Origin of the sequence: Agrobacterium sp. AGB01 (assembly GCF_014851585.1) — a bacterium.
Classification (GTDB): Bacteria; Pseudomonadota; Alphaproteobacteria; order Rhizobiales; family Rhizobiaceae; genus Agrobacterium.
Genome location: NZ_JACVAB010000001.1, coordinates 212,009 through 227,471 on the forward strand (window position 1 = coordinate 212,009; position 15,463 = coordinate 227,471).

14 protein-coding genes are annotated in these 15,463 nt (G+C 53.4%); 13 read left to right on the plus strand and 1 reads right to left on the minus strand.

All coding sequences use genetic code 11. The features are described 5' to 3' along the window. The first annotated feature begins 506 nt into the window (after window positions 1–506). Window positions 507–2,075, plus strand: a complete 1,569-nt coding sequence (gene dnaA / locus IB237_RS01000; protein WP_192486759.1) for a chromosomal replication initiator protein DnaA — start codon at window positions 507–509, stop codon at window positions 2,073–2,075. A gap of 67 nt (window positions 2,076–2,142) precedes the next feature. On the opposite strand, the gene IB237_RS01005 is transcribed toward dnaA, so the two are convergent. After that, on the minus strand, window positions 2,143–2,481 hold the full coding sequence (locus IB237_RS01005) for a pilus assembly protein N-terminal domain-containing protein (RefSeq protein WP_371815247.1): 339 nt from the start codon (window positions 2,479–2,481) through the stop codon (window positions 2,143–2,145). A 485-nt stretch (window positions 2,482–2,966) separates the two neighbouring features. Here IB237_RS01005 and IB237_RS01010 point away from each other — a divergent pair, with 485 nt between their 5' ends. From IB237_RS01010 to IB237_RS01065, 12 genes are all read left to right on the plus strand, one after another. Next, the gene (locus IB237_RS01010; protein WP_192486760.1) at window positions 2,967–3,149 is read left to right on the plus strand and encodes a Flp family type IVb pilin; all 183 of its coding nucleotides are present in this window, start codon (window positions 2,967–2,969) and stop codon (window positions 3,147–3,149) included. A 116-nt stretch (window positions 3,150–3,265) separates the two neighbouring features. Continuing rightward, window positions 3,266–3,778, plus strand: coding sequence for a prepilin peptidase (locus IB237_RS01015; RefSeq protein ID WP_192486761.1), 513 nt, complete (start codon window positions 3,266–3,268; stop codon window positions 3,776–3,778). A 142-nt stretch (window positions 3,779–3,920) separates the two neighbouring features. Next, window positions 3,921–4,733, plus strand: a complete 813-nt coding sequence (gene cpaB, locus IB237_RS01020) for a Flp pilus assembly protein CpaB (RefSeq protein ID WP_192486762.1) — start codon at window positions 3,921–3,923, stop codon at window positions 4,731–4,733. Next, window positions 4,730–6,325 carry a type II and III secretion system protein family protein gene (locus IB237_RS01025; protein WP_192486763.1) on the plus strand — a complete coding sequence of 532 codons (1,596 nt, stop codon included), beginning with the start codon at window positions 4,730–4,732 and terminating at the stop codon, window positions 6,323–6,325. Before cpaB ends, IB237_RS01025 begins: the two co-directional genes overlap by 4 nt. Window positions 6,326–6,381: 56 nt before the next feature. Then, on the plus strand, window positions 6,382–7,074 hold the full coding sequence (locus tag IB237_RS01030) for a CpaD family pilus assembly protein (RefSeq protein ID WP_192487810.1): 693 nt from the start codon (window positions 6,382–6,384) through the stop codon (window positions 7,072–7,074). A gap of 35 nt (window positions 7,075–7,109) precedes the next feature. After that, complete coding sequence (locus tag IB237_RS01035) at window positions 7,110–8,399, plus strand: CpaE family protein (protein WP_192486764.1); 1,290 nt, start codon at window positions 7,110–7,112, stop codon at window positions 8,397–8,399. Between the two features lie 30 nt (window positions 8,400–8,429). Further along, entirely contained in the window at window positions 8,430–9,914 is a 1,485-nt protein-coding gene (locus IB237_RS01040) for a CpaF family protein (RefSeq protein WP_192486765.1), read from the plus strand. 14 nt (window positions 9,915–9,928) lie between these two features. Further along, complete coding sequence (locus IB237_RS01045) at window positions 9,929–10,942, plus strand: type II secretion system F family protein (RefSeq protein WP_192486766.1); 1,014 nt, start codon at window positions 9,929–9,931, stop codon at window positions 10,940–10,942. A 12-nt stretch (window positions 10,943–10,954) separates the two neighbouring features. Continuing rightward, window positions 10,955–11,938, plus strand: coding sequence for a type II secretion system F family protein (locus IB237_RS01050; RefSeq protein WP_192486767.1), 984 nt, complete (start codon window positions 10,955–10,957; stop codon window positions 11,936–11,938). Window positions 11,939–12,196: 258 nt separating this feature from the next. Further along, window positions 12,197–12,916 carry a FadR/GntR family transcriptional regulator gene (locus IB237_RS01055; protein WP_192486768.1) on the plus strand — a complete coding sequence of 240 codons (720 nt, stop codon included), beginning with the start codon at window positions 12,197–12,199 and terminating at the stop codon, window positions 12,914–12,916. After that, the gene (locus tag IB237_RS01060; protein WP_192486769.1) at window positions 12,913–14,079 is read left to right on the plus strand and encodes a PLP-dependent transferase; all 1,167 of its coding nucleotides are present in this window, start codon (window positions 12,913–12,915) and stop codon (window positions 14,077–14,079) included. The genes IB237_RS01055 and IB237_RS01060 overlap by 4 nt, the downstream gene beginning before the upstream one ends. A gap of 48 nt (window positions 14,080–14,127) precedes the next feature. Then, on the plus strand, window positions 14,128–15,387 hold the full coding sequence (locus IB237_RS01065) for a sugar ABC transporter substrate-binding protein (RefSeq protein ID WP_192487811.1): 1,260 nt from the start codon (window positions 14,128–14,130) through the stop codon (window positions 15,385–15,387). Window positions 15,388–15,463: the final 76 nt, after the last annotated feature.

Genomic DNA, 15,463 nt, shown 5'->3' on the forward strand with positions numbered 1-15,463 from the left:
CATTGATTCATAAGCGATTCTCCAAAATAGGCCCGGCGTGATGCAAAATGGTTAGTCAGAGTCAATGGCTGATCTTCGGCTTTGCAGAAAAATGACCATTGATCTCAACCTACGATCCTGCCTAAATGCACCTCGTCAGGGGGCACGGATTACAATCCATCAACTGTTTCGAGTATTGAATTCGAAGGTTCGATAGTTCCTTGCGGCGGGATGTTTTTCATCCCGTTTTTTCAGATATCGACACGATGCAAACTGCAACTGTGATGGTTGTAGAGCGGAATTTCTTTGTCTTGAAAAAAGTGATCTGAAGTTGAAACGAAAGGAGCACCGACAAGTGCATCGCAGGCCTCTCCATGATGAAGAGGGAAATGGGACAACCGGCTCGCGAGCAATAAACGAACTTTGAGCGATTCTTAACGAGGGGGTAGCTCAAGGCAATAACGAGAAGGTTTTCCCTGGCGGGGTATTTTCGTCAGGCTATGATTGGCAATTTGAAAGGCGGCAATATGCAAATGAATTTGGTGATGGGTGCGGCGGTAAACGGGGACCGCGCATCGCAGGCATGTGATGACGTTTGCTCTGAACCGGTAGGGGACAAATCGAAGATGACTCAAGATGCACTGTTTGAACGCTTCAGTGCACGCTTGAAGGCGCAGGTTGGTCCTGAAGTTTACGCAAGCTGGTTTGCGCGGCTTAAACTTCATTCGGTTTCCAAGAGTGTCGTTCGTTTCACAGTTCCAACGACGTTTTTGAAGTCCTGGATCAACAACCGTTATATTGATCTGATCACCAGCCTTGTGCAGAGTGAGGATCCTGAGGTTCTGAAGGTCGAGATTCTCGTCCGTTCGGCAACCCGTACAAATGTTCGCGTTCCGCAGACTGCTGAACGCGCCGAACCGGCAACAGAGACCATGGCACCGGTCGCTGCCCGCAGCAAAACTGCAGCAGCCCAGCCTATTGGTATGTCTGTACCAGCAGCCGCAAGCCAGGCTCAGCCTGCACGCCAGACATCGGGTGGACCGCTGTTCGGTTCGCCGCTCGACAGCCGTTTTACCTTTGATACCTTCGTTGAAGGTTCTTCCAACCGTGTTGCGCTGGCGGCGGCCAAGACGATTGCTGAAGCTGGTGCAGGTGCTGTGCGCTTCAACCCGCTGTTTATCCATGCAGGTGTTGGTTTGGGCAAAACCCACCTTCTTCAGGCCATTGCCAATGCTGCAATCGACAGCCCGCGCAATTCGCGCGTGGTCTACCTGACAGCTGAATATTTCATGTGGCGTTTCGCGACCGCGATCCGCGACAACGATGCCCTGACCCTCAAGGATACACTGCGTAACATCGACCTTCTGGTCATCGATGACATGCAGTTCCTGCAGGGCAAGATGATCCAACACGAGTTCTGCCATCTGCTGAATATGTTGCTTGATAGTGCAAAGCAGGTTGTTGTGGCCGCTGACCGTGCTCCATGGGAGTTGGAATCGCTCGATCCGCGTGTTCGTTCGCGTCTTCAGGGCGGTATGGCCGTCGAAATCGAAGGCCCCGACTACGACATGCGTTATGAAATGCTGAACCGTCGTCTCGGCACTGCCAGACAGGATGATCCGGCTCTGGAAATTCCCGAGGAAATTCTCACCCATGTTGCGCGCAGCGTAACGGCAAGTGGTCGTGAACTGGAAGGTGCTTTCAACCAGCTCATTTTCCGTCGTTCATTCGAGCCATTATTGTCGGTTGAACGCGTCGACGAGCTTCTGTCGCATCTGGTAGGGGCCGGGGAAGCAAAGCGGGTTCGTATCGAAGACATCCAGCGTATTGTGGCCCGTCATTATAACGTGTCTCGACAGGAGCTTGTCTCGAACCGTCGCACACGCGTTATCGTCAAACCACGTCAGGTCGCCATGTACCTGTCAAAAATGCTGACCCCGCGTTCCTTTCCGGAAATCGGACGTCGTTTTGGTGGCCGCGATCACACCACGGTTCTGCATGCCGTGCGCAAGATCGAGGAACTGATTGGCGCAGATACCAAGCTCGGCCATGAGGTTGAACTTCTCAAGCGTTTGATCAACGAGAATAACGCCTGATTTTTTCCAGTCTATGTTTTCGAGAGAAGCGGTCTTCGGGCCGCTTTTTTTCTGATGAAAGGATGGGTTACGGCCCCTCATTTTGTGAGTGCTGCTCACAGTTCGGTGTACAGGACAACACCGTCCGTTCAGTTTGACGGAACACGCGCACCGTGTTGCCTTCGTCAATCGACACCAGAATGCGTTCATCGACAATGGCGTTGCCGTCGGCATCCAGAAGCACAAGATTGGTTGTTCCATAGCTACGGCCAGTCAGCACAATTGTATGAGCGTCTGAAACCGTCGCGTCCGCCACCTTGGCGTTTCCGACAATCACTTTGCTGACGGGACGATCAAGCCGCAGAACCCGCGCATGGTTCATGGACACCCGCAACATGTCGTCGTCAGACGTGGCAATGCCAGCCATTGGCAACAGGATTGCCGTGGCAGCAATTGCGATTTTTGCCAGCGAACGGAGTGCCATTGCCATCAAATGCCTTTTTTACGCCGGAACATTATTTCCTATTCGAGAGATAATGCTCAGGTTTGGTTAATGAAGCGTTAAGGCAAAAGTCGGTTTAACCATTTCAATATGGGTCACATTAAACAATGCTGTCGGCATTCTGGACGCCCGCGTTTCATTCTGGTGCGCGGGTGAATCTCGAAATGAAGCATATCCGAGGTTGATTGCCAGTACGAATACTTATGAAATTGTGTAATTTTCAGAATAGAGTCGGTTTTTCAACGTATTGAGTAAGTTATTTACCATCCCGAAATTAGAAATGCGTTCACACTTTGTTAAGGCGTTTTCTTAAGGGGATGGCAATCGCTTCTGTGTAGGTTTTGTCCAACCGAACAACGGAAACAGTTGTCGGTGTGCTGAACAACAAACAACAGACCAGGAGAGTTTCCATGACCAAGATTTTCGCACGTTTCGTCAAGGACGAATCCGGCGCAACCGCTATCGAATACGGCCTGATTGCAGCGCTGATTTCCGTCGCGCTCATCACCGGTGCCACTGCGCTGGGCAACAAGCTGAACACTCAGTTCAACAATTTGTCCACATACCTGACAGTTGGCGCGAAGGCTCCATAATTCAATATATGTGTTGAACGACGCTGCCCCGTCTATTCGGGGCAGTACTGTTTTATTCACATTGTTCAGATGAACTTTTGAACTCGCGTATCCAAAGACATAAAGGAGAGATAATCATGGTTATTGCTGCGATTTTTCTGATCCTGCCTTTATGCCTCACGCTTGCGGCATTCACTGATCTTTTTACTATGACCATACCTAATAGGGTTTCGTTGATCCTGTTCGGTGCATTCCTTGTGGTAGCGCCCTTTACGGGCATGGCATGGTCGGCAATCGGCATGAGCCTGCTGGCTGGATTCGCCGTTTTTACAATCTGTTTCTGCCTGTTTGCCATGAATGTCATGGGCGGTGGTGACGCAAAACTCCTGACGGCTGCTGCAGTTTGGTTTGGTTTTGACCAGTCTCTGTTTTTATTCCTTGCGGCAGTGGGTTATGCAGGCGGCATCCTGACTCTGCTCATCCTACTGATGCGCTCACAGGCGGTAAGCCTGCTCGCGACCGGTTTACCTATTCCGCATTCCCTTATGACGGCGAAGAAAGTGCCTTATGGCATCGCTATTGGCGCAGCAGGTTTGATAACATACGCCGAAGCGCCTATCGTCAAAGCGGCGATTGCCAGCCTTTCTTAAGATTATCAGTCAGTAAATAGACCGCTTACAACAATATTTTCCGGAAATCTCTTGTTAACCACGAATGTAAGTGGTGCGTTAACCATAATTACACGAATTGCGGGTCATCCTAAAAGGCGAATTCAAAGCCTCAGGATTGGTCATGAAACCCGCACGCATCGTCATTCTGTCCGTCGCAGTCATTGCTGCCGGTCTCGCCGGGATGATTGCAATGAACCTTGCCAGCACTCCACAGGTCGTGGAGAAGGCGGAAGCAATCATACAGAAAGAGCCAACGGTCAACGTGCTCGTTTCGTCGGTCAACCTGCCGGTTGGCAGCCGATTAAATCCTGATTCAGTCCGTTGGGTGCCCTGGCCGCAAGGCAGCGTCGTTGAAGGATATGTCACGCAGGACAATCGCCCGGAAGCTCTGACAGAGTTGACGGGTGCTATCGTGCGTTTGCCGATGTTTGAAGGCGAACCTGTCCGCCCGGAAAAAGTTGTCGATTCCAGCAGTCGCATCATGTCGGCTCTGCTGCCTTCCGGAAAGCGCGCTGTCGCAACCGAAATATCCGTTGCCACCGGCGCCGGCGGCTTTGTCCTGCCTAACGACCGGGTGGATGTCATCATGGTTCGCAAGGGCGATGAAGGCTCTTTCCAGACGGAAAATGTTCTCAACAACGTGCGGGTTCTGGCAATCGACCAGCAAATCCGTGAGGGCGAAGATGGTGTGTCATCCGTTGTCGGTGCAACCGCGACGCTGGAACTGACACCGGATCAGGCCCGCATCATTACTGTTGCGCAGCAGATGGCTGATCGGCTGACCCTGTCGCTGCGTTCCGTATCAGACGCCCAGGAAAGTGACACTGTTTCCGCGGATTACCTGCTGAGCGGCGGCACTGGCCAACCTGAAATTCAGGTCATTAAATCCGGCTCGATCGTCAAGAACGGCCAACAGCAAGGTGCATCACAATGAGCGGGAGAGGTAACGTGAGAAACATTAAACGGACACTCCGTTCCTCCGTCACGGCAAGCCTGGCATTCTGCCTGGCTTTTTCCGGTATTCCGGGTGACTTTACACCTCGCGGCTTCCAGCAAGCTGAAGCGCAAGCCGCGTCTGAAAGCATCATTCGTATTACCGAAAGTGGCAAGGGCACACGTAAGCGTCTGAAACTTGGCCTGAACAAGGCGCTGGTTGTCGACCTGCCACAGGATGCGCATGATATTCTCGTTGCAGATCCAAGCATGGCAGACGCTGTCACACGCACATCCCGGCGCATCTACCTGTTTGGCAAATCTGTCGGCCAGACAAACATCTTCATTTTCGGTGCCCATGGTGAGGAAATCGTCAGCCTCGATCTCGAGGTCGAGCGTGACATCAATGGTCTTGAAGCGAATCTGCGTCGCTTCATTACCGATTCTGATATCAAGGTTGAGATCGTTTCGGACAACATTGTTCTAACCGGCACAGTGCGGACACCACAGGATTCAGCACGTGCGGTTCAACTCGCTGAAGCCTTCCTCAAAGGCGGTGAAGCTACCACCCGCAACGTAACATTGACAGGCGGCGATAATGGTGGCGACGCGGCAATTTTCGCCGAACAGCGCCAGACATCACAGATCGTTAACATGCTGACGATTGAGGGCGAAGATCAGGTCACGCTGAAGGTCACGGTTGCTGAGGTCAGCAGGCAGGTGCTGAAGCAACTTGGTTTCAGTGGTTCTATTGGCAGCACGAGCAGTGGCAATGGCTTCTCATTTGCAAACCCGGCCAATCTCGGTGGTGCGGTCAATCCATCCTCCGGTTTGATCACCGGCTCGATCGGATCCGGCTCCATGCGTTTTTCCTCCTACATCAATGCCATGGAGCAGGCTGGAGTCATGCGGACATTGGCAGAACCGAGCCTAACCGCTATTTCGGGAGAACAGGCAAAGTTCTATGTTGGCGGTGAATTCCGCATGCAGGGTACTCAGGAAATTTCCACTGAGGAAAATGGAGTAACCGGCGCTGAACGTCCAGTTCTGACCCGCCAGACAAACACGGTTGATTACGGCATCGAACTGAACTTCCGCCCGGTTGTTCTGTCGCCTGGTCGTATCAGCCTCAAGATTGAGACCAACGTTTCCGAACCGACCTATGAAGGTAGCGTCGTCACCGGCAGCACTATGCGCAGCACGCCAGGCGCGACCTATATGTCCATTCGCAAACGTGAGGCGTCAACCACTGTAGAGCTACCGTCAGGTGGTTCGATTGTGATTGCCGGTCTGGTGCAGGATAACATTCGCCAGGCCATGTCCGGTCTTCCGGGCATCTCCAAGGTGCCAATTTTCGGCACGCTTTTCCGCAGCAAGGACTTCATCCGCAACGAAACGGAACTGGTCATCATTGCCACGCCGTATCTCGTTCGCCCGGTGGCGCGTAATCAGATTGCTCGCCCGGATGATAACTTTAACCCGGAAAACGATGCCGCCATGTATTTCATGAACCGCGTCAACAAGGTGTACGGCCGCAAGGAGAAGGCTCCTGCCGCACCGTACCAGGGCACTGTTGGGTTTATCTACAAATGACGATGGAGCTTCAGATGAAACCGTATGCCGCTGCTCCCGGCACGAGGGGGGCCACCATGCTGGCAACACAGACAACCGTTTACGCTTCTCCGCTTCGCAGGGTATCCCTTGCGCTTGCCGTGACTGCGATGGCCAGCTTGCTGCAGGCCTGTGGCACGCGGGATGGCATGAACACTGGCGCTATCCCGGACGATTACCGCACACGCCACCCAATTACACTGAATGAAGCAGAACACACGATCGATATTCCGGTCTCTTCAGGGGACAGCCGTTTGACCACGCCGGCGGCCGATAATATCAGGGGGTTCGTTTCTAGCTACAAGGGAACGTCGACCGGTATCGTGCAGATACAGTTGCCATCTGGCTCGCCCAATTCAGCAGCCGCGTCACGCATGGGCAAGCAGATCCGCACGATCTTGACGGGCTCGGGTGTCCCTGCCGGCAAGATCGTTGAAACAGTGTACGCTGCTGGCCCACAGGGTGATGCTGCGCCAATCCGTCTCAGCTATGTCGCGGTGACGGCCATGACAGGGCAGTGCGGCGAGTGGCCGGAAGATCTAACCAGTAACACGTCCAAAAATCGCAACTGGCATAATTTCGGTTGCGCGACACAAAATAACCTCGCGGCCCAGATCGCCAATCCGATGGACCTTGTAGCCCCCCGTGGCATGACGCCAATTGATGCTGAACGCCGGTCTGTTGTCATTGATGGGTACCGCAACGGAGATAATACCGCCTCCGCTGACTAATGCAGGCCGGTACTCCATTTCCTGACAGGTGAAACATGAGCGCGATAGAATACGAGATCAAAGGCAGTGGTGACGACGAAGTGAACTTCGACGACCTGCACAAGCCTTCCGACATGGATAATCTGCGGCCCTTGCCGCGGATTTCCATTCATAGCTTTTGCGAAAGCGAAGTTATGCTGCGCGTCATGGAGCGTCTGGGCAGTGACCGGCGTATGGGTAAAGTCAGCCTGCGTATTACCAATGGTGATATTGCAGCCGCTGCAGGCATGTTTTCATCGTCACCGACACCCAACCTGATCATTCTCGAAACGAAATGTGATCCGTCAAGGCTGATGGATGAGTTGTCCCCGCTGGCCGAAGTCTGTGATCCCTCCACGCGTGTCGTCATTGTTGGTCATTACAATGACATCTCACTCTACCGGGACCTTATCCGCAACGGCATTTCCGAATATCTCGTTGCTCCGGTCAAGATGTCGGATCTCCTCTCGTCTATTTCGGCCATCTTTGTCGATCCAGAGGCTGAACCTTTGGGACGCAATATCGCCTTCATCGGAGCGAAGGGTGGGGTTGGATCGTCGACCATTGCGCATAACTGCGCCTTTGGCATCTCAAACCTGTTTTCGACAGAAACCATTCTTGCTGATTTTGACCTTCCATTCGGGACTGCCAATATCGACTTCGATCAGGATCCTGCGCAAGGCATTGCCGAAGCCGTGTTTTCGCCGGAACGTTTGGATGAGATGTTTCTCGACCGCCTTTTGACGAAATGTTCCGAACATCTTTCGCTGCTGGCAGCGCCGTCAATGCTTGATCGTGCCTATGATTTTGATCGCGCTGCATTCCAGCCGGTGATGGAACTGCTGCAGCGAACCGCGCCTGTCGCGGTACTGGATATTCCACATGGTTGGTGTGAGTGGACACGCAGCGTTCTAGCAGAGGCAGACGAGGTGGTGATCACCGCCGTTCCTGACCTTGCCAACCTGCGCAACACCAAGAACATGCTGGATTCCCTGAAAAAAATGCGCCCGAACGACAAGCCGCCACATCTGGTCCTCAACCAGGTCGGCATGGCGAAACGCCCGGAGATTGCGCCCGCCGATTTCTTCGAGCCGCTGGAAATCTCTCCGATTGCCATCATTCCATTTGATGTCCAGTTGTTTGGCAATGCGGCCAATAGCGGTCGTATGATCAGCGAGATTGATGCGAAATCACCTGTTGCGGAGACATTTTCGCAGATTGCCCACCTCGTGACCGGGCGTGCGAGCGCCAAGAAGGCCAAGAAACCGGGGCTGGGTAAGATTATGGAATTGCTGAAGCGGAAATAAACCGCTGCTCGATGAAACTGGAAAACTGGCATGTTTGGAAAACGCGGAAACGAAGACGCTGGAAGGGGTATTGGCATCGGGCAGGTGAGTGCGCCTGCGCCAATTCTTGCGCCTGTCATGCCGAAACCCGAAAAAATCGAAACGCTCGAGCCGGTAATCTCCCGTCAGCAGGTTCCGACGCCACCACTCCAGGCGAATTCTCAACCGCCTCAGCGCAAAAAAATGGCGCGCACCGAAGAGTACTATAAGACCAAAGGGCAGGTGTTCTCCGCCCTTATCGACACGATCGATCTTTCGCAGCTTTCCAAGCTGGATAATGAAAGCGCCCGCGACGAAATTCGCGATATCGTCAACGATATCATCACTATCAAAAATTTCGCCATGTCGATTTCCGAGCAGGAAGAACTGCTTGAGGATATCTGCAACGACGTTCTTGGTTATGGTCCACTGGAGCCCCTTCTGGCACGTGATGATATCGCCGATATCATGGTCAACGGTTCCGGTCAGACATTTATCGAAGTGGATGGTAAAACCATTGAATCGGAAGTGCGCTTCCGCGATAACACGCAGCTTCTCTCCATTTGCCAGCGTATCGTGAGCCAGGTTGGCCGTCGTGTCGATGAAGCAAGCCCGATATGCGATGCCCGTCTGCCTGACGGTTCGCGTGTCAACGTTATTGCTCCGCCTCTGGCGATTGATGGACCCGCGCTCACCATCCGTAAGTTCAAGAAGGACAAGCTGACGCTTGACCAACTGGTGCGGTTTGGTGCGATCACCCCAGAAGGTGCCGCAGTTTTGCAGATCATCGGTCGGGTGCGCTGTAACGTGGTTATATCAGGTGGTACGGGTTCGGGTAAAACGACACTGCTCAACTGCCTGACCAGCTACATCGACAAACATGAGCGGGTGATCACTTGCGAGGATACCGCGGAACTGCAATTGCAGCAGCCACATGTGGTGCGATTGGAAACCCGTCCGCCAAATATTGAAGGCGAAGGCGAGATCACCATGCGTGATCTGGTCAAGAACTGCCTTCGTATGCGTCCAGAACGTATCATCGTCGGCGAAGTGCGCGGTCCAGAGGTTTTCGACCTGTTGCAGGCCATGAACACCGGCCATGACGGTTCCATGGGAACGATCCACTCCAACTCACCGCGTGAGTGCCTCAGCCGCATGGAATCGATGATTGCGATGGGCGGGTTTACTTTGCCTGCGAAAACGGTGCGTGAAATCATCGCTGGCTCCGTTGATATTGTCATTCAGGCAACCCGCCTCCGGGATGGTTCGCGCCGTATCACCCACATCACCGAAGTGATCGGCATGGAAGGCGATGTGATCATCACCCAGGATCTCGTGCGGTACGAGATCGAAGGCGAAGATGCGCAAGGTAGGCTGATTGGTCGCCATGTCTCGACCGGCATCGGCAAGCCGCATTTCTGGGACCGTGCGCGCTACTATAACGAGGAACGCCGTTTGGCGGCGGCCCTTGATGAGATGGAAAAGAAATCGCAATAGGATTTGAGCGATAAATGGCTGGAAATGGGCTAACGATATTTATGCTTGTTGCGCTGGTCGGCATCTCTGCCGCCGCCCTTGCCTATGCGTTTCTTTTCCAGCGCATCGAGGTTGAAAACAAGACCGCAACCCGTGTTAACCGCGTCAAATCGGCTGAAACGGACCGCGTTAAAATAAAGGCTGCCCGTGATAGGGTTCAGGAACTGAGCAAACGGAGAAAATCCGTTCAGGACAACCTGAAGGACCTCGAAAAGCGACAGCAGGAAAAAACCAAAAAGAACCGTGATGTCACCCTGAAGGGCAAGATCACGCAGGCCGGCTTAACCATTACCATTGGCAAATTTTACATGCTGAGCGCTGTGCTCGGTTTGGTTATCTTTTTGCTTACTCTTATCTCGGGCTTGCCGTTTTTGATCGTTCTGGCCATTTCTTTCGTCGGCGGCCTAGGGTTGCCGCGCTGGATATTGGGTTTTCTTGTCGGACGCCGGCAACGCAAGTTTCTGGATGAATTTCCAAACTCGCTTGATGTGATGTGCCGATCCATCAAATCCGGTCTGCCGCTGAATGACGCTGTTCGTTTGATTGCTGCCGATGGACAGGAACCGGTGAAAACCGAGTTCCAGCGCATTCTTGATGCGCAGCAAGTTGGGCTGAGTATTCCCGAAGCGGCGACCCGCATGACGCTGACCATGCCACTTTCGGAAGTGAACTTTTTTGCCACGGTCATCACCATTCAGGCGCAGGCCGGTGGTAACCTTTCAGAGGCGCTGTCCAACCTTGCAAAGGTGCTGCGTGAGCGTAAAAAAATGAAAGCTAAGGTCAGTGCGTTGTCGATGGAAGCAAAAGCCTCCGCTGTCATCATTGGCGCTTTGCCGTTCATTGTGGCCTTTCTCGTCTACATGACCTCGCCCGACTACATCATGCACTTGTTTACCGATCCTCGAGGTCACATCATCCTCGGTGTGTCTGGTGTTTGGATGTCAATTGGCATCCTTGTGATGCGCAACATGATCAATTTCGATATTTGAGGGTGGCAGCGCATGTCTGAGGAACTCGCAAAAAGCCTGACCAATCCGACGATGATCATCGCGCTGCTTGTTGCGCTGGCCGTATTTGCAACTTTCTACACGCTTGTCATTCCCTATTTTGAAAAGGGTGATCTCAACAAGCGCATGAAGGCTGTGTCCACGGAACGCGATCAGATTCGCAGCCGTGAACGTGAGCGCATGCAAGCGGAGCTAAGCAACAAGGGCTCACTACGCACCTCCAACAACAAGTCAGCGCGCAAGATCGTGGAACGCTTCAACCTTCGCGAAGCCCTTGTTGATGAAAACACCATGAACAAGCTGCGGGCGGCAGGTTATCGCTCACAGAATGCGCTCAACACGTTCCTTGCTGCCCGTTTTATTCTGCCATTCGTATTTCTGGTCCTTGCTATCCTCTGGGTTTTTGGACTTGGGAACCTGGCAGAAAAAGCGATGCCGATACGTATTCTGGTGGTGATCGTTGTGGCGTATATCGGTTTCTATGCGCCAAACATCTACATCTCCAACCAAATGAAAAAGCGTCAGCATTCCATCAAACGTGCTTGGCCAGACGCACTCGATCTGATGTTGATCTGCGTTGAATCTGGTATTTCGATGGAAGCAGCCATGCGGCGTGTGGCGGAAGAAATGGCAGACCAGTCACCGGAACTTGCGGAAGAAATGGTGCTGACAACGGCTGAATTGTCGTTTCTTCAGGATCGACGCACGGCGCTTGAAAACCTTGGCATCCGTACACAGCTCGATATCGTCAAGAGCGTTACGCAAGCCCTAATTCAGGCAGAACGCTATGGTACGCCGCTGGCGCAGGCACTGCGTGTCTTGGCACAGGAAGGTCGAGACGAGCGTATGAACGAGGCAGAAAAAAAGGCTGCCGCCTTGCCGCCAAAGCTCACCGTGCCGATGATCTTGTTTTTTCTGCCAGTGCTTATCGCGGTTATTCTCGGGCCTGCAGGCATTCAGGTCGCCGATCGCTTCTAATTGGTTTTACCGATCAAGCACTGCAATTCAATTGCGTGAGAGTGGCGGTTGGTTCGCGTGTTCTATAGTGCGCTATAGTATTTTTCCATTGTTATTGTTTGATTTTTTGCGTCGTCTTATACAGCTGTCGGCGCCTTCCAGCCATTTTCCAACATCTTATAAACAGAACAAAGTCGCTCAACCTCGGCCTTGACAGATTGCCAATGCGGCATAATGCTAAGATGTCAGACCAATTAATAGGTCGTCGGGGAAGAAAGAGTGAAGCTGAAACAGGAGAGGCCGCCAATCGCGCCACTGCCACCGATCGATCGTGTGGCACAGGTTACCAGCGCATTGTCGGACTATATCGATAGAGCCAGCCTCAAAACGGGTGACCGTTTACCTGCCGAACGCGAGCTGATGGCAGCTCTCGCGGTTGGTCGCTCAACGATCCGCGAAATGATACGGCATTTTCAAGCGCTCGGCGTGATGGAAACTCGCAAAGGCAGCGGCACCTATCTGTTAAAGCCCGTCACCACCGCGACGATTCATATGCCGCTATCCCTTGAGACGGTAAATCTGCGCGACATCCTGCTGCAGACGCTCGAAGTGCGGCGCGGCATGGAGGTCGAGGCCAGCATGGTAGCAGCCCGCCGTCGTACCGCTGAAGATGTCGCCAACATCGAACAAAAACTCGATGAAATGGAGCGGGTACATATAGAAAAAGGCACCTCCGGTCGCCAGGATCTCGAGTTTCATCTGGCCATCTATGATGCCACCCACAACCCGCTTTTCCGCCAGTTGCTGGAACAGATGCGGGAGGCTTTCGAGCAGTTTTGGGATCAGCCATTTAATCGCCCGGACTTTGCAAGGCGCTCATTCCCATTCCATCGCACGCTATTTAACGCCATCGCTGCCCAGGATACGGAGGCGGCACGGCGCGAAACACTCAAGATTCTCGACATCGTCGAGGAAGATATCAAGGAAATGTCCAAATGAATGACGTAACCGGCACGTTCGATCTTGCATCACAGATCGTGGCCCATGACGAAACAAATGCTTTTGAAGCCGTTGTGCCGCCGATCGTGCAGACGTCGCTGTTCACCTTCTCCAGCTATGACGAGATGGTCTCGACCTATCGCGGCGAAAAATCCCGTCCGGTCTATACCCGAGGTCTGAACCCGACGGTCCGGGCATTTGAGGAAATGCTGGCCAAGCTGGAAGGTGCGGAAGACGCCATCGGGTTTGCCAGCGGCATGTCGGCCATTTCATCGACGGTCCTGTCATTTGTAGAGCCAGGCGACCGCATTGTTGCTGTGCGTCACGTCTACCCGGACGCATTCCGTCTGTTTGGCACGTTGCTGAAGCGCATGAAGGTTGAGGTCACCTATGTGGATGGCCGCGACGAAGAGGCTGTTGCCAAGGCTCTCCCCGGTGCAAAGCTGTTCTACATGGAAAGCCCGACAAGCTGGGTCATGGAAGCACATGATGTTGGCGCACTGGCAGCAATCGCCCGCAAACACGGCATCATCAGCGTCATCGACAACAGCTGGGCCAGCCCGATCTTCCAGCAGCCATTGAAGTTGGGTGTCGATATCGTCTTGCATTCGGCCTCCAAATATCTGGGTGGTCACAGCGACGTGGTTGCCGGTGTTGTTGCCGGTTCGAAGGAGCTGATTGGCCGCATTCGTGGCGAAGCATACCCGTATCTCGGCGGCAAGCTGTCGCCATTTGATGCCTGGTTGTTGATCCGCGGTATGCGCACGCTGCCAATTCGTATGAAGGCGCATGAGCAATCCGCTTTGGCGATTGCCCGCAAGCTTCAGGAACTCGATGTTGTGGAAACCGTCTGCCATCCGGCATTGGCCAATCGCCTGCCTACCGGTCTTAACGGCACGTCGGGCCTCTTTTCATTCATTTTCCGGGAAGGCGTGAATGTGCGCGCTTTTGCGGATCAGCTTAAATTTTTCAAGCTCGGCGTCAGCTGGGGCGGTCACGAAAGCCTGATCGTTCCCGGTGAGGTGGTGCTGGAACAAAAAGCACAGCCAAATTCGGCTCAGACCTTCGGCATCAGCGCCCGTTCCGTGCGTCTGCATGTCGGTCTTGAGGGAACGGATGCGCTTTGGGGAGATCTGGAAGCGGCCATCGCTGCCGCTACCTGATGGAGTAACGACAACCAACGAAACCCAACAATAGGGGGAACTGGAATGATGAAGAAGCTGCTGACCGCTGCGGTTTTTGCCTCGATGATGGCAGGCACGGCACTTGCGGACACGACATTGAAGCTGGTGGAGGTTATTACCAGCCCAGAACGTACCGAAACCTTGAAGTCTATCGTTGCCAAGTTTGAGGCAGCGAACCCGGGCACTAAGGTTGAGATCATTTCGCTTCCTTGGGGGGAGGCATTCCAGAAATTCGCGACCATGGTATCGGCCGGTGAAGTCCCTGACGTCATCGAAATGCCGGATACATGGCTATCGCTTTATGCCAACAATGGCATGCTCGAAAGTCTCGAGCCATATCTCGCAAAGTGGGAGCATACAGACGGTCTGACATCCCGTGCGCTTGAACTTGGCCGCGACGTGAAAGACACGGCCTACATGTTGCCATACGGCTTCTATCTGCGCGCCATGTTCTACAACAAGAAGCTTCTGTCCGAAGCGGGCGTGACCGAGCCGCCAAAGACCATGGACGAGTTCACAGAGGCCTCGAAAAAGATCTCAGCTCTGCCCGGTAAATACGGTTATTGCCTTCGTGGTGGTCCCGGTGGCCTGAACGGCTGGATCATGTTCGGCGCCTCCATGGCTGGCTCCAACAAGTTCTTCAATGAAGACGGCACCTCGACCATGAACAGCGAAGGCTGGGTGAAGGGTCTGACTTGGCTGATCGATCTCTACAAGAACGGTTATGCACCGAAGGACAGCGTCAATTGGGGCTTCAACGAAATCGTTGCCGGCTTCTATACCGGCACTTGCGCCTTTCTTGACCAGGATCCTGATGCCCTCATCGCGATCGCTGAGCGCATGAAGTCGGAAGACTACGGTATCATGACCATGCCGAAGGGTCCTGATGGCAAGACCTTCCCGACAATCGGTTTTGCCGGTTGGTCGATGATGGCCTCGTCCAAGGACAAGGATCTTTCCTGGAAGCTGATTGAGACGCTCGAAGGCCCAGAAGGCAACATTGAGTGGAACAAGAAGACAGGCGCTCTTCCGGTTCACAAGTCGGCTGAAAAAGATCCGTTCTACGCAAGCGAGCAGTTCAAGGGCTGGTTTGCTGAGCTGGAAGACAAGGACGCTGTTCCGACAACCATGCCGACCTATCTTGAAGAATTTGCGTTCTTCAAGGATTCGCTGGTTATCAAGACGTCGCAAGAAGCCTTGCTGGGTGACATCACCCCGGAAGATTTGGCCAACCAGTGGGCAGACTACCTGACGAAGGCGCAGCAGAAGCACCTCGCCAAGAAGTAATACAAAGTGCGGTGTGGGACTTCATGTCCTGCACCGCAATTCGCTGGCCAGATTGCTCTGCGTCAGCCCAAGAAAA